General features: G+C 72.7%; 17 protein-coding genes. 11 read left to right on the forward strand and 6 right to left on the reverse strand.

What is annotated here, in order from left to right:
• Nucleotide 1 precedes the first annotated feature (1 nt).
• Nucleotides 2–487 (reverse strand): cation:proton antiporter regulatory subunit, encoded by a 486-nt coding sequence (locus ALMP_RS05315; protein ID WP_264925030.1) that lies wholly within the window; start codon nt 485–487, stop codon nt 2–4.
• Nucleotides 488–734: 247 nt separating this feature from the next.
• Here ALMP_RS05315 and ALMP_RS05320 point away from each other — a divergent pair, with 247 nt between their 5' ends.
• Together ALMP_RS05320 and ALMP_RS05325 are read left to right on the forward strand one after the other, a co-directional pair.
• Complete coding sequence (locus tag ALMP_RS05320) at nt 735–1,694, forward strand: sensor histidine kinase (protein WP_264925031.1); 960 nt, start codon at nt 735–737, stop codon at nt 1,692–1,694.
• On the forward strand, nt 1,691–2,380 hold the full coding sequence (locus ALMP_RS05325; RefSeq protein WP_264925032.1) for a response regulator transcription factor: 690 nt from the start codon (nt 1,691–1,693) through the stop codon (nt 2,378–2,380). The genes ALMP_RS05320 and ALMP_RS05325 overlap by 4 nt, the downstream gene beginning before the upstream one ends.
• A 3-nt stretch (nt 2,381–2,383) precedes the next feature.
• Here ALMP_RS05325 and ALMP_RS05330 read toward each other — a convergent pair whose 3' ends face one another.
• Nucleotides 2,384–2,776, reverse strand: a complete 393-nt coding sequence (locus tag ALMP_RS05330; RefSeq protein WP_264925033.1) for a hypothetical protein — start codon at nt 2,774–2,776, stop codon at nt 2,384–2,386.
• Nucleotides 2,777–2,945: 169 nt separating this feature from the next.
• Between ALMP_RS05330 and miaB the strand changes: the two genes are divergently transcribed.
• On the forward strand, nt 2,946–4,475 hold the full coding sequence (gene miaB, locus ALMP_RS05335; protein ID WP_264925034.1) for a tRNA (N6-isopentenyl adenosine(37)-C2)-methylthiotransferase MiaB: 1,530 nt from the start codon (nt 2,946–2,948) through the stop codon (nt 4,473–4,475).
• A gap of 56 nt (nt 4,476–4,531) precedes the next feature.
• Nucleotides 4,532–5,251: a class III extradiol dioxygenase subunit B-like domain-containing protein gene (locus tag ALMP_RS05340; RefSeq protein ID WP_264925035.1), complete on the forward strand. Its 720-nt coding sequence runs from the start codon at nt 4,532–4,534 to the stop codon at nt 5,249–5,251.
• A gap of 131 nt (nt 5,252–5,382) precedes the next feature.
• On the opposite strand, the gene ALMP_RS05345 is transcribed toward ALMP_RS05340, so the two are convergent.
• Together ALMP_RS05345 and ALMP_RS05350 are read right to left on the reverse strand one after the other, a co-directional pair.
• Complete coding sequence (locus ALMP_RS05345; RefSeq protein WP_264925036.1) at nt 5,383–5,652, reverse strand: antitoxin; 270 nt, start codon at nt 5,650–5,652, stop codon at nt 5,383–5,385.
• 24 nt (nt 5,653–5,676) lie between these two features.
• Nucleotides 5,677–6,033, reverse strand: coding sequence for a hypothetical protein (locus ALMP_RS05350; protein WP_264925037.1), 357 nt, complete (start codon nt 6,031–6,033; stop codon nt 5,677–5,679).
• A 183-nt stretch (nt 6,034–6,216) separates the two neighbouring features.
• Here ALMP_RS05350 and miaA point away from each other — a divergent pair, with 183 nt between their 5' ends.
• The 6 genes from miaA (at nt 6,217) to hflX (ending at nt 14,592) form a co-directional block, all read left to right on the forward strand.
• Entirely contained in the window at nt 6,217–7,155 is a 939-nt protein-coding gene (miaA, locus tag ALMP_RS05355) for a tRNA (adenosine(37)-N6)-dimethylallyltransferase MiaA (RefSeq protein ID WP_264925038.1), read from the forward strand.
• A gap of 108 nt (nt 7,156–7,263) precedes the next feature.
• Entirely contained in the window at nt 7,264–7,770 is a 507-nt protein-coding gene (locus ALMP_RS05360; protein WP_264925045.1) for a hypothetical protein, read from the forward strand.
• A 172-nt stretch (nt 7,771–7,942) separates the two neighbouring features.
• A complete protein-coding gene (dapF, locus tag ALMP_RS05365) occupies nt 7,943–8,812 on the forward strand; it encodes a diaminopimelate epimerase (protein WP_264925039.1) in 870 nt (289 codons plus the stop codon).
• A gap of 298 nt (nt 8,813–9,110) precedes the next feature.
• Nucleotides 9,111–11,267 (forward strand): bifunctional (p)ppGpp synthetase/guanosine-3',5'-bis(diphosphate) 3'-pyrophosphohydrolase, encoded by a 2,157-nt coding sequence (locus tag ALMP_RS05370; RefSeq protein WP_264925040.1) that lies wholly within the window; start codon nt 9,111–9,113, stop codon nt 11,265–11,267.
• 125 nt (nt 11,268–11,392) lie between these two features.
• Nucleotides 11,393–12,964, forward strand: a complete 1,572-nt coding sequence (locus tag ALMP_RS05375; RefSeq protein ID WP_264925041.1) for a M1 family metallopeptidase — start codon at nt 11,393–11,395, stop codon at nt 12,962–12,964.
• A 134-nt stretch (nt 12,965–13,098) separates the two neighbouring features.
• Complete coding sequence (gene hflX / locus ALMP_RS05380; RefSeq protein ID WP_264925042.1) at nt 13,099–14,592, forward strand: GTPase HflX; 1,494 nt, start codon at nt 13,099–13,101, stop codon at nt 14,590–14,592.
• 64 nt (nt 14,593–14,656) lie between these two features.
• Here hflX and ALMP_RS05385 read toward each other — a convergent pair whose 3' ends face one another.
• Both ALMP_RS05385 and ALMP_RS05390 read right to left on the reverse strand, forming a co-directional pair.
• Entirely contained in the window at nt 14,657–15,865 is a 1,209-nt protein-coding gene (locus ALMP_RS05385; RefSeq protein ID WP_264925043.1) for a serine protease, read from the reverse strand.
• A 175-nt stretch (nt 15,866–16,040) separates the two neighbouring features.
• Complete coding sequence (locus ALMP_RS05390) at nt 16,041–17,267, reverse strand: serine protease (protein ID WP_264925044.1); 1,227 nt, start codon at nt 17,265–17,267, stop codon at nt 16,041–16,043.
• Between the two features lie 575 nt (nt 17,268–17,842).
• Between ALMP_RS05390 and ALMP_RS05395 the strand changes: the two genes are divergently transcribed.
• The gene (locus tag ALMP_RS05395) at nt 17,843–19,312 is read left to right on the forward strand and encodes a diaminobutyrate--2-oxoglutarate transaminase family protein (RefSeq protein WP_264925046.1); all 1,470 of its coding nucleotides are present in this window, start codon (nt 17,843–17,845) and stop codon (nt 19,310–19,312) included.
• Nucleotides 19,313–19,482 lie beyond the last annotated feature (170 nt).

The raw sequence follows: 19,482 nt of genomic DNA on the forward strand, positions 1-19,482 counted from the left end.
TTCACTCCCGCCCGAGTATCGCCGCGGCCGCGTCCACACCCTCGCGGGTGCCGATCACGATGAGGGTGTCGCCGCCCGCGAGCCGGAAGTCCGGCGCCGGGGACGGGATCGCCTCGGCCCGCCGCAGCACCGCCACGATCGACGCGCCGGTCTCCGTGCGCATCCGGGTCTCGCCCAGCAGCCGTCCGTTCCAGTGCGAGGTCGCGGACACCTCGACGCGCTCGGCGACCAGGCCCAGGCCCGTGGTGTAGAGCAGGCTCGGACTGTGGTGGGACGGCTGCAGCGCGTCGATCAGCGCGCCCGCCTCGGCACCGCTCAGCCGCAGCGACTGGGCGCACGAGTCCGGGTCGTCGAGCCGGTACACGCTCACCGTCCGGGTGCCGTCGCGATGCGCCACCACCGACAGGTGGCGCTGCTCGCGCGTCACGAGGTCGTACTGGACGCCGATGCCCGGCAGCGGCGTCGTCCTGAGACGTGGAGCGGACACGGTTCTTCCCCTTGCTGGTCGTTCGCCTACGGCCGCCCGCGCGACCTGCCCGACCCCGGTACGGCTGCCCCGTCGAGCGGCGGGCAAAGGTGCACGGCGCCGCCATGCTGCCATCCACCCGTACGGTGACGACATGGGTGTCGTGACGGATGGACAGGGCCGACGCAGCACGGAGAGGCTGGTCACGGCGGTGCCATGGGCACGGAGCCGGCGGACCCGGCGGACCGGGGGAGGAGGAGTCGCGCACATGTCGCTGTTCTGGCGGATCTTCGCCCTCAACGCCGCCGGCCTGATCGTGGCAGCCGCGCTGCTCCTGGGCCCGGTCACCGTCTCCACCCCCGTCCTGCCGGCCGAGGCGCTCGTCGTCGTGGCGGGCCTGGCCGCCCTGCTCGCCGTCAACGCGGTCGTGCTGCACGTCGGACTGGCCCCGCTCGGCCGGCTCGGCCGGGCCATGGCCGGCGCCGACCTGCTGCACCCCGGGGCCCGTGCCGTCGTCTCCGGACCGGTGGAGACGGCCGAGCTGATCTCGACGTACAACGCCATGCTCGACCGGCTGGAGGCCGAACGCGCCGCCAGCGCCGCCCAGGCCCTGTCCGCGCAGGAACGGGAGCGGCACCGCGTCGCCCGCGAACTGCACGACGAGGTCGGCCAGACCCTGACCGCGGTGCTCCTCCAGCTCAAACGGGTCGCCGACCGCGCCCCCGACGACCTGCGCGAGGAGGTCGGCCAGGCCCAGGAGGCCACCCGCGCCGGCCTCGACGAGATCCGCCGCATCGCCCGCCGGCTGCGCCCCGGCGTCCTCGACGAACTCGGCCTGCTGAGCGCCCTGCGCTCCCTCGCCGCCGAGTACACCGCCCAGGGACTGACGGTCCGCCCCGAACTGCGCGCCGGCCTGCCCCCACTGACCGAGGAGGCCGAACTCGTGCTCTACCGCGTCGCCCAGGAAGCCCTCACCAACACCGCCCGGCACGCCGGCGCCGACCGCGCCGAACTTCACCTCCGCCCGGTCGCCGACGGCGTCGAACTCCTCGTACGGGACAACGGCGGCGGCCTCGGGCCGGGCGCGGAGGAAGGAGCGGGCATCCGCGGCATGCGCGAACGGGCGCTGCTGATCGGAGCGACGCTCACCCTCACCTCCCACCACGACGCGGGGACGGACGTACGGCTGCGGGTCGTGACGGAGGGCATCCGCGGAGACGGCCGATGAGCGACCACATACGAACCCCCTCGCCCACCGCTCCCACCCGTGTGCTGCTCGCCGACGACCACACCCTCGTGCGCCGGGGCGTGCGGCTGATACTGGACGGCGAGCCGGACCTGACGGTGGTGGCCGAGGCCGGTGACGGGGCCGAGGCGGTCGAGCGGGCCCGGGAAGGGGACATCGACCTCGCCGTCCTCGACATCGCGATGCCCCGGACGACCGGGCTGCAGGCGGCCCGCGAACTCTCCCGCCGCCTGCCCGGCCTGCGCATCCTCATCCTCACCATGTACGACAACGAGCAGTACTTCTTCGAGGCCCTCAAAGCCGGAGCGGGCGGCTACGTCCTGAAGTCCGTCGCCGACCGCGACCTCGTGGAGGCCTGCCGGGCGGCCGTGCGCGACGAGCCGTTCATCTACCCCGGCGCGGAGCGGGCCCTCGTCCGCTCCTACCTGGACCGGCTGCACCGCGGTGACGGCGTCGACGGACTGCCCGAGCGGCCCATCACCGAACGCGAGGAAGAGATCCTCAAGCTCGTCGCCGAGGGGCACACCTCCAAGGAGATCGGCGCACTGCTCTTCATCAGCGCCAAGACGGTCGAACGCCACCGCGCGAACCTCCTCCAGAAGCTCGGCATGCGCGACCGCCTGGAACTCACCCGCTACGCCATCCGTGCCGGGCTCGTCGACCCCTGACCGTCAGGTCCGGCGCCGCGGCCTGCGGCGGCGCCGGACCACATGGCCGGCACCCAGGGCGAGGGCACCCAGGGCCAGAGCCACCCCCAGGGGCCGTTCGAAGTCGGAGGGTCCCGTGCCGCCCCCGACACCGCCCCGCACCCCGCGCGTGGGACGGGACCTGGCCGTCGCCGTACCGATGACGCCTCTGCGGGGCAGGGCCTCGCAGGCGATGCCGTCGTCCGGCCCGGCGTCCTCGTCCAGCCGGTGCGGGTCGCTGCGGTCCCGGTCGAACTCCGCCTGCGCGTCCTCCTGGAAGGCGAAGTCACGACAGTCCAGGTCGGGCTGGGCGTACGCCGGCGCTCCGGTCGCCAGCACGACCGTCACAGCGGCGGCGAACGTCGTCCCTGGGCGCATGGCCTGCTCCTTTCGAGCCGGTGCGGGGTGCCCCGAGCCGGTCGCCCGTACGAGCGGCCGCTACTCCGACCGTAGGAACGCACCCGGCCGTCCGGCGCGACCTGCTGGGCCGAACGGGTCGCCGCACGGCCCCGGAGGAGCAGCGCTCCGGACCACCTACCCTTGAGGCATGACCAGCAGCAGCGACCGGAGCCCCGCAGTGGACGTTCACGCACCCAAGAGCTACGAGATCCGCACCTACGGATGCCAGATGAACGTCCACGACTCCGAGCGGTTGTCCGGGCTGCTCGAGGAGGCCGGGTACGTGCGCGCGCCCGAGGGGACGGACGGCGACGCGGACGTCGTCGTCTTCAACACCTGCGCCGTGCGCGAGAACGCCGACAACCGGCTGTACGGAAACCTCGGCCGTCTCGCGCCGAAGAAGGCCGCGCGGCCCGGCATGCAGATCGCGGTCGGCGGCTGCCTGGCGCAGAAGGACCGCGACACCATCGTGAAGAAGGCGCCCTGGGTGGACGTCGTCTTCGGCACGCACAACATCGGCAAGCTGCCGGTGCTGCTGGAACGCGCGCGCGTGCAGGAAGAGGCGCAGGTCGAGATCGCCGAGTCGCTGGAGGCCTTCCCCTCCACCCTGCCGACCCGCCGCGAGAGCGCGTACGCCGCCTGGGTGTCCATCTCCGTCGGCTGCAACAACACCTGCACGTTCTGCATCGTCCCGGCCCTGCGCGGCAAGGAGAAGGACCGCCGCACCGGCGACATCCTCGCCGAGATCGACGCCCTGGTCGCCGAGGGCGTCTCCGAGATCACCCTGCTCGGCCAGAACGTCAACGCGTACGGCTCCGACATCGGTGACCGCGAGGCCTTCAGCAAGCTGCTGCGCGCCTGCGGCACGATCGAGGGCCTGGAGCGCGTCCGCTTCACCTCGCCGCACCCCCGTGACTTCACCGACGACGTCATCGCCGCCATGGCCGAGACCCCGAACGTGATGCCGCAGCTGCACATGCCGCTCCAGTCCGGCTCGGACCCGGTCCTGAAGGCGATGCGCCGCTCCTACCGGCAGGAGCGCTACCTCGGGATCATCGAGAAGGTGCGGGCCGCCATCCCGCACGCCGCGATCACCACCGACATCATCGTGGGCTTCCCTGGCGAGACCGAGGAGGACTTCGAGCAGACCCTGCACGTCGTGCGCGAGGCCCGCTTCGCCCAGGCCTTCACCTTCCAGTACTCCAAGCGCCCCGGCACACCCGCGGCCACCATGGACGACCAGATCCCCAAGGAGGTCGTCCAGGCGCGCTACGAGCGTCTCGTCGCCCTCCAGGAGGAGATCTCCTGGGAGGAGAACAAGAAGCAGGTCGGCCGCACGCTGGAGCTGATGGTCGCCGAGGGCGAGGGCCGCAAGGACGGCGCCACGCACCGCCTCTCCGGCCGCGCCCCCGACAACCGCCTGGTCCACTTCACCAAGCCGGAGCAGCAGGTCCGCCCCGGTGACGTGGTGACCGTCGAGGTGACGTACGCCGCCCCGCACCACCTCCTCGCCGAGGGCCCCGTCCTCGACGTGCGCCGCACGCGCGCGGGCGACGCCTGGGAGAAGCGCACCGCCGAGAAGGCGGCCAAGCCGGCCGGCGTCCTGCTCGGCCTGCCCAAGATCGGTGTGCCCGCGCCGCTCCCGGTGGCCTCGGGCAGCGGCTGCGGCTGCGACTGACGCGGAACGCCACGGTCGAGGACCGATTGACGGCGGGCGGGGATACGCTCCCGATCATGCTTGTCGCCGCCGCCGTCTGCCCGTGTCCGCCCCTGCTCGTGCCCGAGGTCGCCGCGGGTGCCGCGCCCGAGCTGGACGTGGCGCGTGCCGCCTGCTCCGAGGCGCTGGCCGTGCTCGCCGCCGCCCGGCCGGACCGGCTCGTGGTCGTCGGGCCCGCCGAGGAGCCGGCGTGCGGGGCGTATCCGGAGGGCGCGCGGGGCTCGTTCCGCGGCTTCGGCGTGGACCTCGCCGTACGGCTCGGCCGGGGCGGCGGGGACACGGCGTCCGAGGAGCGCGAACTCCCGCCCTCCCTCGCGGTCGCCGCCTGGCTGCTGGAGCGGGCCGGCTGGTCGCACGCCCCTGTCGAGGGACTCGGCGTCGCGGAGCCCCTCGCTCCCGAGCGGTGCGTCGGCATCGGAAGGGACATCGGGCGGCGGGCCGGGCGGGTCGCGCTGCTGGTCATGGGCGACGGCACCGCGCGCCGCACCCTGAAGGGGCCGGGCTACCTCGACGAGCGCGCGGCGCCCTTCGACGCCGAGATCGCGCGGGCGCTCGGCACGGCGGACGTCGCGGCCCTCACGGCACTCGACGTCGAGTCGGCGCGCGAGCTGATGGTCGCGGGCCGCGCGCCCTGGCAGGTACTGGCGGGCGCGGCCGAGGACGCGGGGCTCACGGGCACGCTGCTGTACGACGACGCGCCCTATGGGGTGGGCTACATGGTCGCGGCCTGGTCATAGCGGAGGTGACGGGGGCGCCGGGTGTGCCGCAGTGGAACGGCGCACCCGGCGCGGCGGCGGAACGGCGGACGGCCGCGAGCGTTCCCGCCGCGCGGCCGTCCGCCGATCGATCCGTTGCCGTGGGATTGGGGTCAAGAGCCCGGCGGAGGCGTGCTCGGCGGCGTGAACGTGTCGCCGCCCGCCCCCGGACCGTCCTTGTGCGCGAGCCGGTCCATGGCGCCCTTGGCCTTGTCGGTGCCCGTGTGAATCCTGTCGCTGTACTTGCCCTTGGTCCGCTCGTCGACGACCTTCGCGGCCTTGTCGATGCCGTGCTGGATCTTGTCCTCGTGCCGTTCCGCGAGGTGGGAGACCCTGTCCTTGGCCGGGCCGAGTCTGGCTTTCAGATTGTTCAGAAGACCCATGGGTCACCTTCCCTGACAGGTCCGCTAGGTGCGGGCGTTCTCGCCGGCCTCGCTGTCGGCGGCCTCCTCGGCGGACTGCTGACGGGGAATCTCGACGCCGTCGCCGGCGACGGCCGCCTCGGGCTCCGCATCCGCCGTCCTCACGGCGTCACGGCCCTCGGCCGACTCCCGCGCCGGCCTCTCCCCGGCGGCCCCCTCCGCCTCGGCGCCGTCCGCCGACCTGTCGGCCGGTGCCTCGGTGGCGGTCCCCGCCTCCTGCGCGGTCGTCCCTTCCGTGACCGTCTCCTTCGACGTCTCTTCCGTCGTCTCCTCCGTCGTCTCCTCCGCCGTCGCCTCCTCCGTGGCCTTCGACCTCCGGAAAAGCCGCGCCAAAACGCCCATATTCACTCCATACGGTACTCGTGCGGGCGGAATCCCGCGTTGTCCGGTGCGTCCTTTTGCGCCACCGGGATGCGCCGCCCCTGTGCGCGGGCGACGGGGATCTCGCAACGGGCAACGACGCCGGACCGGCCCCGTCACGTAACTCGTTCGAGGGCGGGAAGCGAGGTTTGCGAGACTGGTGCGGTGAGCAGCGCACCCCCCTCCCCTCGCGTCATCGCCGTCGTCGGACCGACCGCGGCCGGAAAGTCCGATCTGGGCGTCTTCCTGGCCCGGCAGCTGGGCGGCGAGGTCGTCAACGCCGACTCCATGCAGCTCTACCGAGGGATGGACATCGGCACCGCCAAGCTGACGCCCGAGGAGCGCGGCGGAGTCCCGCACCACCTCCTGGACATCTGGGACGTCACGGTCACCGCCTCCGTCGCCGAGTACCAGAGGCTGGCCCGCGCCCGGATCGACGCGCTGCTCGCCGAGGGGCGGTGGCCGATTCTCGTCGGCGGCTCCGGGCTGTACGTCCGCGGCGCCGTCGACAACCTGGAGTTCCCGGGCACCGACCCCGAGGTCAGGGCCCGGCTGGAGGAGGAGCTGACCCTGCGCGGTTCCGGCGCGCTGCACGCCCGGCTGGCCGCCGCCGACCCCGAGGCCGCGCAGGCGATCCTGCCCAGCAACGGCCGCCGTATCGTCCGCGCCCTCGAAGTGATCGAGATCACCGGCAAGCCCTTCACCGCCAACCTCCCGAGCCACGACTCGGTCTACGACACCGTCCAGATCGGCGTCGACGTGGCGCGCCCCGAGCTCGACGAGCGGATCGCCCGGCGCGTCGACCGGATGTGGGACGCGGGGCTCGTGGACGAGGTGCGCGCGCTGGAGGCGCAGGGCCTGCGCACGGGGCGTACGGCCTCGCGCGCGCTCGGCTACCAGCAGGTCCTCGCCGCATTGTCCGGCGAGTGCACCGAGGACGAGGCGCGCGCGGAGACGGTCCGTGCCACCAAGCGCTTCGCGCGCCGTCAGGATTCATGGTTCAGGCGCGACCCCCGGGTGCACTGGTTGAGTGGGGCCGCGGCGGACCTCACGAAACTTCCGCGGCTCGCACTGGCGTTGGTCGAACGACCGGTTACAGCCTGATCACGTCATGGCATCGGGACGCTCAGGCCGTCATCCGGGCCTTCGGCAGCGTGCCATCATCGAGCTTCGATCGACCAAGTGGAGTCCGAGTTGGGAGGGCGCGTGGCGATGGAGGCCGGCCCTCGCGACACCGCACAAGGCACTGAGCAGGCCGTCACCGAGCGTGGCGAGCCGCAGCCGGAGGAGAGCCGTCTGAGCCCGGACGGTCTGGTGGACGACACCCAGGACGGCGTGACCGCCGACGGCCCCGAGCCCGAGGAGATGTACGCCGACGGGCCCGAGGTCGAGGTGGAGCTGCGCCCGCAGCGCCGGCTGCGGATCTGGCAGCTCGCCCCCATCGTCGGGCTGGCCGCGATCGGCTCCCTGATGTTCGCCTTCCCCCTCGCCTTCGACTTCGGCGACAGCGGGGCCATGATCGCCATGCTGGGGCTGCTGATCTGCTCCTGCGCGGCCGGCTGGGGCATGATGGCCGCCCGCCGCGTGGGTTACACGTGGCCCGGCCTGCCGGCCCGCGGCTCCGGCCGCCGTCCCGACTGGCGAGTCGTCCTCGCGTACGTGGTCGTGGTCGCCGCGGTGGTGGTCCTCGCGGTGTGGCGGGTCGCCCGACTGCGCTGACGTCCGTCCCGCGCGCGTGCGTGCGGGGTGCGTCGCCGCACGGGTAGCGCGCGAAGCGGCGGCCGCGGTCCTGGGCGCCCTGGCGCGGGGGCGCCACCCGGGCGCCGACGGCGGCACCGGCCGTGCCTGAGGGGCCGCCGCCCGTGTCGTAGCCACCCCGTACGATCGAGGAATGAGCACGCGGATCGCCTTCCTCAAGGGGCACGGCACCGAGAACGACTTCTTGATCGTCCCGGACCCCGAGAACAGCATCGACCTCTCCCCGGCGGCCGTCGCCGCCCTGTGCGACCGTCGCGCGGGCATCGGCGGAGACGGGCTGCTGCACGTCGTGCGGTCCGCCGCGCACCCCGAGGCCAAGACCATGGCGGCCGAGGCCGAGTGGTTCATGGACTACCGCAACGGCGACGGCTCCGTCGCCGAGATGTGCGGCAACGGCGTCCGGGTCTTCGCACGCTACCTCCAGCACGCCGGACTCGTCACCGAGGGCGACCTCGCGGTCGCCACGCGAGGGGGCGTGAAGAGCGTTCACCTCGCCAAGGACGGTGACGTGACCGTCGGCATGGGCCGGGCCCGCCTGCCCGAGGGGGACGTCACGGTGAGCGTCGGCGAGCGCAGTTGGCCCGCGCGGAACGTGAACATGGGCAATCCGCACGCCGTCGCCTTCGTCGACGACCTCGCGCACGCGGGGAACCTGCACTCCCCGCCGCCCTTCACCCCCGCCTCCGCCTACCCGGACGGCGTCAACGTCGAGTTCGTCGTCGACCGCGGCCCCCGGCACGTCGCCCTGCGTGTGCACGAGCGCGGTTCCGGCGAGACCCGGTCCTGCGGCACGGGCGCGTGCGCCGTCGCCGTGGCGGCCGCCCGTCGGGACGGTGTCGACCCGACGGTCACCGGGACGCCGGCGACGTACACCGTGGACGTCCCCGGCGGCCGTCTGGTCATCACCGAGCGGCCGGACGGCGAGATCGAGATGACCGGGCCCGCGGTGATCGTCGCCGAGGGCGAGATCGATCCGGAGTGGCTGGAAACCATCGTTCGCTGACCCGGCGTCGGCTGGGCATCGCAGGCCCAATCGGCGTGTGATGCCCAGGAACGCCGCCCTGGGCGGGGGTCGCGAGTTCGAAAGGGCGACCCACCGCGGTTCAGGCGGCGCAAAACCGTAAACCTCGAAACGGTCGCTCGAATGGGTGATCCGTTTCACGCTCGGCGAGAGGCGGTCAGTCGGGCGTGGTGGGCTCGGTAGCATCAAGCACCGGCCCGGACGGGACGGTTGTCGGCCCCCTGGGCCGTGTCCCGCCCCGGGGCGCCCCGTCCGCCGGTCCACGCAGCCGGAGGTGCCCATGAGTGCGGAGGCCACGAACCCCGCGACCGCAGGCCCGGTGGTGCCCGCCGCGTCCCGCAGGCGCAGCCGCCCCCGCATCGACCTGCGCCGTCTGGGCCGGGCCGCACTGCTCGGCCCCGCCTCCCGCGGTCGACTGCCCGACGCGATCGGCCATGTGGTCGACGCGCACCGGGCCCACCACCCCGACGCCGACCTCGAACCGCTGCGCCGCGCCTATGTGCTCGCGGAGTCCTCCCACCGGGGCCAGATGCGCAAGAGCGGCGAGCCGTACATCACGCACCCGCTCGCCGTGACGCTGATCCTCGCCGAACTCGGTGCCGAGACCACGACGTTGACGGCCTCTCTGCTCCACGACACCGTCGAGGACACCGACGTGACGCTCGATCAGGTGGGCGAGCAGTTCGGCGAGGAGGTGCGCTACCTCGTCGACGGCGTCACGAAGCTGGAGAAGGTCGACTACGGCGCCGCCGCCGAGCCGGAGACCTTCCGCAAGATGCTCGTCGCCACCGGCAACGACGTCCGCGTGATGTCGATCAAACTCGCCGACCGGCTGCACAACATGCGCACGCTCGGCGTGATGCGCCCCGAGAAACAGGCGCGCATCGCCAAGGTGACCCGTGACGTCCTCATCCCGCTCGCCGAACGCCTCGGAGTCCAGGCCCTCAAGACCGAACTGGAGGACCTCGTCTTCGCGATCCTCCACCCCGAGGAGTACGAGCACACCCGTGAGTTGATCGTCGAGAACGCCTCCCGCGACGACGACCCGCTCGCCGAGTTCGCCGAGGCCATGCGTGCCGTCCTGCGCGACGCCGACATCCAGGCCGAAGTCCTCATCCGGCCACGGCACTTCGTCTCCGTCCACCGGGTCTCCCGCAAGCGCGGCCGGCTGCGCGGCTGCGACTTCGGCCGACTGCTCGTCCTCGTCAACGAGGACGCCGACTGCTACGCGGTCCTCGGTGAACTGCACACCTGCATGACGCCGGTCGTCTCGGAGTTCAAGGACTTCATCGCCGTCCCCAAGTTCAACCTGTACCAGTCGCTGCACACCGCGGTCGCCCGGGAGGACGGCCAGGTCGCGGAAGTCCTGATCCGCACCCACCAGATGCACAAGGTCGCCGAGGCCGGCGTCGTCGCGCTCGGCAATCCCTACGCCTCCCCCTCGGACGAGCACAGCGCGGCGGGTGGCACGGCCGACGAGGAGCGCGTCGACCCGACCCGGCCCGGCTGGCTCTCCCGCCTCCTCGACTGGCAGGAGGCGGCCCCCGACCCCGACACCTTCTGGTCCACCCTGCGCGAGGACCTGGCCCAGGACCGCGAGATCACCGTCTTCCGCCCCGACGGCGGCACCCTCGGCCTGCCCGAGGGAGCCAGCTGTGTGGACGCCGCGTACGCGCAGTACGGCGAGGACGCGCACGCCTGTATCGGCGCCCGCGTCAACGGCCGGCTGGCGACCCTGAGCACCGTCCTGCGGGACGGCGACACCGTCCAGCTCCTGATGGGCCAGGACCCCGCCTCCGAGCCCTCCATGGAGTGGCTGGAGCACGCCCGCACCCCCGCCGCCCGCATCGCCATCCAGCGGTGGCTCGCGACCCGTCCGGGGACGCACGAGGAGGAGGCCGCGGCCCCGCCGGTCGCGGCCGAACCCCCGGTACCCGAGGGCGCCGCCCGCCCGGCGCCCCCCACCGCCGCCCGCCGCCCCAGCGCCGCGATCACCGTCGTCGACCGTCCCGGCGCGACCGTCCGGCTCGCCGGATGCTGCACACCCGTACCGTCCGACGAGGTCACCGGCTTCGCCGTACGCGGAGGCGTGGTGACCGTGCACCGCGTGCAGTGCGCGGCCGTGGCGCGCATGACGGACGCGGGGCGCGCGCCGATCGACGTGCGCTGGGGCGACACCACCGAATGCCGCGTCACCCTGGTCGCCGAATCGTTCGGCCGGCCCCATCTGCTGGCCGACCTCACCGAGGCGATGGCCATGGAGGGCGCCGAGATCGTCTCCGCGACCGTGGAACCCCCCAGCCAGCAGCGCGTACGCCACACGTACACCGTTCTGCTCCCCGACGCCGCCCACCTGCCCGTCCTGATGCGCGCCATGCGGAACGTGCCCGGCGTGTACGACGTGGGCCGCGCACAGGACCACGCGTCGGCCTCGTGAGCCCCCTCGTGCGGCACGGGTCCGGCCCGGTGCCGTCAGCCCGCACGCGTGCGTGGGCAACCCGTTCGGGTGGGCCGGGCGCGCGTCGTCACCACGGGGTGCCCGCCCGCTGGTAGCGGTGGTGCATGCTGCTCACCCCCCGCGACCAGGCCGGCCCCGACCGCGCCGGCGTCACCGGCCCGTCCCTCTCCCGCACCAAACCCCCGGTGTCCCGCAGAGACACGCGCCGCCCCCGCAACCGCCCCGCCCGCCGCCTCACCTCCGCCCTTCTCGCCTCGGCCGTCTCCGTCTGCCTCGTCGCCGCCGGCGCGCCGCCGGCCCCGCTCGGTGTCGGCGACCGCCTCTTCCCCTACCTCGGCAACCCGGGGTACGACGTGGCGTCGTACGACCTGTCCTTCACCTACTCGGGCAGCAACAGCAAACCCCTCCAGGCGGTCACCACTATCGACGGCCGGACGACGGCCCCGCTCGACCGGATCAACCTCGACTTCGCGCACGGCGAGGTCGAGTCCGTGGAGGTCGACGGGGAGCCCGCGCGCTTCGCCAGTGCCGGCGAGGATCTGGTGGTCACGCCGGAGGATCCGCTGCCCGCGGGCGAATGGACGCGCGTCACCGTCCGCCACACCAGCGACCCGGTGAGCGCCGAGGGCCGGGAGGGCGGCTGGGTGCGCACCGCCGACGGGCTCGCGATGGCCAACCAGGCCGACGCCGCCCACCTGGTGTTCCCGTGCAACGACCACCCCTCCGACAAGGCGATGTTCACCGTCCGCGTCACCGCCCCCGAGGGCTACACGGCCGTCGCCAACGGGCTGCCGGCCGGCGTCGAGAGGGCCGGCCGCACGACCACGTGGACCTACCGCACCCAGCACCCCATGGCCACCGAACTCGCCCAGGTCTCCATCGGCCGTTCCACCGTCGTGCGCCGCGTGGGACCCCATGGGCTGCCGCTGCGGGACGTCGTGCCCACCAAGGACCGCGCGCTGCTCGAACCCTGGCTGAAGAAGACCCCCGAGCAGATCACCTGGATGGAGAGCCGGGTCGGCCCCTACCCCTTCGAGACGTACGGCCTGCTCATGGCCGACGTGAGCACCGGCTTCGAACTCGAGACGCAGACCCTGTCGTTCTTCGAGCGGGACCTGTTCACCGAGCCCGCCTACCCCAAGTGGTACATCGAGTCGATCATGATGCATGAGCTGGCCCACCAGTGGTTCGGCAACAGCGTCACCCCGCGCACCTGGTCCGACGTCTGGCTCAACGAGGGGCACGCCACCTGGTACGAGGCCCTCTACGCGCAGGGGAGAGGCGGGCGCACGCTCGACGCGCGCATGAAGGCGGCGTACGCCGCCTCCGACCGCTGGCGCGCCGCCGGCGGACCGCCCGGCACCCCCAAGCCGCCCGTGCCCGGCCAGAAGATCGGCATCTTCCGGGAGAACGTCTACGACGGCGCGGCCCTCGTGCTGTACGCCCTGCGCCAGGAGATCGGCACCCGGGCGTTCGACCAGCTGGAACGGGCCTGGGTGCGCGACCACCGGGACGCCACGGCGACCACCGCCGACTTCCAGCGCCTGGCCACCCGGATCTCCGGACGCGACCTCGCCGGCTTCTTCAAGGCATGGCTGCACGGCGAGAAGACCCCGCCGATGCCTGGCCACCCCGACTGGAAGCCCGCCGCGCCGGCCGCGGAGGCCCCCAAATAAGGCGGTGACGAGACGGGCCGTACCGTGCGACCATCGTGAGGTCGGCGGGCCACGGGACACGGGAATCTCCCGGGGTACTCGTGCGTTGAGCACAATGACCGCCGAATCGGCATCCCCAACGACGTAAGGACCCAATGACCTCCTCTTCTTCCCCTTCCCAGGACACCAAGCGCTTCGCGCACACCTACCCCGAGGGTCTTCGGGCCGATGCCCTGATGGAAGAGGACGTCGCCTGGAGCCACGAGATCGACGGAGAGCGGGACGGCGAGCAGTTCGACCGCTCCGAGCGCGCGGCCCTGCGCCGCGTCGCGGGCCTCTCCACCGAGCTCGAGGACGTCACCGAGGTCGAGTACCGTCAGCTCCGCCTGGAGCGGGTCGTGCTCGTCGGCGTCTGGACCTCGGGGACCGTGCAGGACGCGGAGAACTCCCTCGCGGAGCTCGCCGCCCTCGCGGAGACCGCGGGCGCGCTCGTGCTCGACGGCGTGATCCAGCGCCGTGACAAGCCCGACGCGGCCACCTACATCGGCTCCGGCAAGGCCGACGAGCTGCGCGACATCGTCCTCGAGACGGGCGCGGACACCGTCATCTGCGACGGTGAGCTGAGCCCGGGCCAGCTGATCCACCTCGAGGACGTCGTCAAGGTCAAGGTCATCGACCGTACGGCCCTGATTCTGGACATCTTCGCCCAGCACGCGAAGTCCCGAGAGGGCAAGGCGCAGGTCGCGCTCGCGCAGATGCAGTACATGCTGCCGAGGCTGCGCGGCTGGGGTCAGTCGCTGTCCCGGCAGATGGGCGGCGGCAAGGGCGGCGGCCTCGCCACCCGTGGCCCCGGTGAGACCAAGATCGAGACGGACCGGCGTCGGATCCGCGAGAAGATGGCGAAGATGCGCCGGGAGATCGCGGAGATGAAGACCGGCCGCGAGATCAAGCGCCAGGAGCGCAAGCGCCACAAGGTGCCCTCCGTGGCCATCGCCGGCTACACCAACGCCGGCAAGTCCTCGCTGCTCAACCGCCTCACCGGCGCGGGCGTGCTGGTCGAGAACGCCCTGTTCGCGACCCTCGACCCGACCGTGCGCCGGGCCGAGACGCCGAGCGGTCGGCTGTACACCCTCGCGGACACCGTCGGCTTCGTCCGGCACCTGCCGCACCACCTGGTCGAGGCGTTCCGCTCCACCATGGAGGAGGTCGGCGAGTCCGACCTGATCCTGCACGTGGTGGACGGCTCGCACCCGAACCCGGAGGAGCAGCTGGCCGCCGTACGCGAGGTGATCCGGGACGTCGGCGCCACCGAGGTGCCCGAGATCGTCGTGATCAACAAGGCGGACGCGGCCGACCCGCTGACGCTTCAGCGGCTGCTGCGGATCGAGAAGCGTTCCATCGCCGTCTCGGCCCGCAACGGCCAGGGCATCGACGAGCTGCTCGCGCTCATCGACGACGAGCTGCCGCGTCCCTCGGTCGAGATCGAGGCGCTCGTGCCGTACACGCACGGCAAGCTGGTCGCCCGTGCCCACACCGAGGGCGAGGTGATCTCCGCGGAGCACACGGCGGAGGGCACCCTGCTGAAGGCGCGGGTGCACGAGGAGCTGGCGGCGGATCTCGCGCCGTACGCCCCGGCGTCGCTCGCCTGACGTCCACAGCGCGAAGGCCCGCCCCCTGCTCGGTGCAGGGGGCGGGCCTTCGGTCGCTCACGGCTCACTGACCGCCGTAGGTCTTGCTCATGTTGTCGTAGATCGCCTTGGCCTCCGGGCCGAGCTGCGGGCCCGCCAGCCAGGTGTTGTCGGTCGGGCCGATCGAGGTGTTGGAGACCAGCTTGGTCTTGCCGTCCACCATCCGGAACCAGCCGCCGCCGGACGAACCGCCGGTCATGGTGCAGCCGATCCGGTACATCGTCGGCAGGGACGGGCTCAGCGACAGCCGCCCGGGCCGGTCGATGCACTTGAACATCTTCAGCCCGTTGTACGGCGGCGCCGCCGGGTAGCCCCAGGCGCCCATCGCGTCGACCGCGGTCGTGGCCGGTGCCGAGAAGTCGACGTCCAGCGCCCCGCCGAGGGTCTCCTCCAGCGACTTGGAGCCCTGCTCCGGCGTCACGTGCAGCACCGCGTAGTCGTACGGGGCACCCGCGCCGCCGCTGTCCGAGCCGCCCGTGATCCACTGGTTGGAGGTCGACGCCCAGTCGGCCCACCAGTTGCCGTAGGGCGCGATCTCCGAGGCGGTCGCGGAGCCCAGCTGCGCCTCGGTCTTGCCGAGGTCGTTGTAGGCCGGGACGAAGACGATGTTGCGGTACCAGCCGCCCGCACCGCCGGCGTGCACACAGTGACCGGCCGTCCAGACCAGGTTGGACTTGCCCGGGTGGTTCACGTCCGAGATGACGGTGCCCGAGCAGACCGCCGTGCCCTCGGGGGTGTCGAAGAAGACCTTGCCGACCGGGGCCGCGTTCTTGTGGTACGGCGTCTTCTCGGCCTCCGCCTCCACGGGCGCCGGCTCAGGGTCGCTCACGCCCTGGTCGGCGGCGGTGTCCTTGGTGGTGACCGTCTTGTTGGCCTCCTTCGCGGACCGCATCCGCTCCGGCTTCCACAGGCCCTCGATGACCGGGTTGACGAAGTCCTTGGCGGCGCTGAGCCACTTGTCCTTGTCCCAGTCCTTCCAGCCGCCGTTCGCCCAGTCGTCGACGTCGATGCCGTGCTCCTTGAGCTTGTCGGCGATGTTCGACGGGACCTTCACCTTGCCGTCGCCGGTGTCGGCGGCGGCCTGGGAGGCCGTGGCGGAGGCGTCGGCCTTGTCGTCGGCCGAGCCCTCACAGGCGGTCGCGGTCAGTGCCAGGGCCGCGACGAGCCCGGTGACGGCGAGGAGATTCTGCCGTCGGCCGCGACCGCGCGCGACAGACGTACGTATGGAACGCATGCTGCGATGTCCCCCGTTGGAACGCGTGAATGTCATGTGCTTGTCAGTTCAAGGTGGTGTCCTCGCGGCTGTCCGTAGGGGACCGCCGCAGGCAACACCTCACTATGCCCGTGGAGTTCGGGATGAACAGCGGTGGGGTGGTGAAGGTTCACGGTAGACGCCCCACCGCGAGGGATCACCGACCGGCGAACTTCTCGCTCACCGAGTCGTAGACGCCCTTGGCCTCCTCGCCCAGGCGCGGTCCCGCGAGCCAGCCCGCGTCCACCGGGCCGATCGAGGTGTTGGACACCAGCGCCGGCTTGCCGTCCGAGCCGGTCGCCACCCAGCCGCCGCCGGACGAACCGCCGGTCATGGTGCAGCCGATGCGGTACATCGTCGGGTCGGAGGCGGTGAGCGACAGCCGTCCCGGCTTGTCCTGGCACTCGTACAGCTTCTGCCCGTCGAACGGCGCCGCCGCCGGGTAACCCGTCGCGGTGATGCTCTTCACCTGCGGCACGGCGGGCGCCGCGAAGTCCACCGGGAGCGCCGAACCGACCGTCTCCTCCAGGGACTTGCCGGAACCGCCCTCCTCCGGCGTCACATGGATCACGGCGAAGTCGTACGGGGCGCCGTCACCGCCCGTCTGACCGCCCTGCTCGATCCACTGGTCCGAGGTCTGCGCCCAGTCACCCCACCAGACCCCGTACGGCGCCACTTCCTCCTTGGTGGCCGTCTCCAGCTCCTTGACCGACTTCCCCGCGTCGTTGTACGACGGCACGAACGCGATGTTGCGGTACCAGCCGCCCTTCTTGCCCGCGTGCACACAGTGCCCCGCCGTCCACACCAGGTTGGACTTGCCGGGGTGGGCGGGGTCCTGCACGACCGTCGCCGAGCAGACCATCGTGCCCTCGGGGGAGTCGAAGAACACCTTGCCCGCCTCGGGCGCGTTGGAGTGGTACGTGGCCGCCACCGCCGCCGCGTCCACCGCCTGCGGCGTCGGGTCGGTCACGCCCTGGTCGCCGGAGAGGTCGCTGTCGTCGACGCCCCGGTCCGGGTCGTCCGCCTCACGCATCCGGTCCGGGTCCCACAGGCCCGCGATGATCGGATTGATGTAGTCCTGCGCCTCGCGCAACCAGTCGTCCTTGTCCCAGTTCTTCCAGGCGCCGTTCTTCCACTTGTCGAGGTCGATCCCGTGTTCCTTGAGCCTGTCCTTGATGTCGTCCGGGATCGTGATCTTTCCGTCACCGCCGGTCGTGGCGGACGCGGAGGCCTGGCCGCCGGCATTGGTGTCCTCGCCCGACTCGCACGCGGTCGCGGTGAGGACGAGCGCCGAGGCGAGGGCGACGGCGCCCAGCACGGGGGAGGTTCTGCGGCGGGCGTTCCCTTCTCGACGAGCTGTGAACGACGGCCGTATAGGTCGCATGGTCTGAATCCCCCTGCTTTCAACGAACTTTGAGCGGTGGCCGTTCCCGCCGGGCGAACTCGGCGTGTTCTCATGCCGGGTTCACGCGGGTCTCACGGCCCTGTGGAACGGGATCACACGATATGCGTTCGCGGTGGGGGACTTTCGGCGGAACGGCAACGGTTCCGTCACGGCATGGATCTTGAGCCAACCCGTAACCCGCTGGTCCGTCCGTGGTTGGTAGCCGTGAGGGCGGGCCGTCCGGTCCGGCCGTCCGCGCGGAATTCCACCGAGGGTGCGGGGGACGCCGTTTTCCCGGAGTCCTTCGAGGCCGGCGGGTCCGACGCCGCCTCCCGGACCTCCGCGACGGATCAACTCGCCTCTGGACAGCGGGAGGACACAGAGCCGTGGCCGTGAACGAGTCCGTGCCGGGGGATGCGTGTGCGGGGGGCACCGGGGCGGGGGTGCCCGAGGGGTGTGGGGGCGGGACGGTCGCGGTGCCGTGCGGCGCCACCGTCGAGGGGGTCGTCGCGGCCCCCGCCGCCGGGGTTGTCGCCGTCACCCGGGCTGTCGGCGGGGCTGCCGCTGGTGCCGGGGTGCCGGCGGGTGGGCGGCCGGCCCATGAGGGGATCCTGCGGCGGCAGTCGGCGCGCGAGTCCGCGGCACGCACCTACGCGCGTGCCCTGCCGATCGTGCCGGTACGCGCGCGTGGGCTCACCATCGAGGGGGCCGACGGCCGCCGCTATCTCGACTGCCTCTCGGGCGCGGGCACTCTGGCCCTCGGCCACAACCACCCCGTCGTGCTGGCGGCGATCCGCAAGGTCCTCGACTCGGGTGCGCCCCTGCACGTCCTCGATCTCGCCACTCCGGTGAAGGACGCCTTCATCACCGAGCTGTTCCGCACACTGCCGCCGGGGCTCACCGACCGTGCGCGCGTGCAGTTCTGCGGGCCGGCCGGCACGGACGCGGTCGAGGCGGCGCTCAAGCTGGTACGGGCCGCCACCGGCCGCACGGGCGTCCTGGCCTTCACCGGCGCCTACCACGGAATGACCGCGGGGTCCCTCGAAGCCTCCGGTGGCGCCTTCGACGTACGGGTGACACGGCTGCCCTACCCGCAGGACTACCGCTGTCCGTTGGGCGTCGGTGGGGAGCGGGGCGCCGAACTCGCCGCACGCTGGGCCGAGTCCGTCCTCGACGACCCCAAGTCGGGGGTGCGGCTCCCGGCCGGGATGATCCTCGAACCCGTGCAGGGCGAGGGTGGTGTGATCCCCGCGCCGGACGCCTGGATGCGCCGAATGCGGCAGATCACCGCCGACCGGTCCATCCCGCTGATCGCCGACGAGGTCCAGACGGGCGTCGGCCGCACCGGCGCCTTCTGGGCGGTGGAGCACAGCGGGATCGTCCCCGACGTGATGGTCCTCTCCAAAGCCATCGGCGGCAGTCTGCCCCTGGCCGTCATCGTCTACCGCGAGGACCTCGACGTCTGGGAACCCGGGGCGCACGCGGGGACGTTCCGCGGCAACCAGCTCGCCATGGCCGCCGGCACGGCCACGCTCGCCTACGTCCGCACCCACGGCCTCGCCGAACGCGCCGCCGTCCTGGGCGCCCACATGCTCGCCCACCTCCGCCGCCTGGCCGAGACGTTCCCGTGCGTGGGGGACGTGCGGGGGCGGGGACTGATGATCGGGGTCGAGATGGTGGACCCGGAGGCCGAGAGGGGAGCCCTGGGGAAGGGGCTCGAAGGCAGCGGGCCGGCGCGGGTGGGCGGGCCGGACCGGCCGTCGGAGCGGGGCGCCGCGGCCGACGGTACGCGGACCACACCCGGAGCGGCCCGTGGCCCTCATCCCGCCGCGCCCGAACTGGCCGCCGCGGTCCAGCGGGAGTGCCTGCGACGCGGCCTGATCGTCGAACTCGGCGGCCGCCACTCCAGTGTCGTCCGTCTTCTCCCCCCTCTCACCATCACCGACGAACAGGCGGCCGCGGTGCTCGACCGGCTGTCCGACGCCGTGGAGGCGGCGGCCCTGGGCCACGCAGGCCGCGGGGGCACGGCCGGACGCGCTGAGTGAGCCGGCAAGGCCCCACCTCACGCGTGCCGCCCACCCCACCCGGAGGGAGCCCTCACGGGCCCGCGTCCCGCCCACCCGCAGTCCTCGCGGGCCCGCGTCCCGCCCGCCCGCAGCCCTCGTGAGCGCGCCATTGTCACCGTCCGCACGCCCCGCCCCCCGCCCCCGCCGCC

The sequence above is a fragment of the Streptomyces sp. A012304 genome (genome assembly GCF_026008495.1).
Taxonomy (GTDB): domain Bacteria; phylum Actinomycetota; class Actinomycetes; order Streptomycetales; family Streptomycetaceae; genus Streptomyces.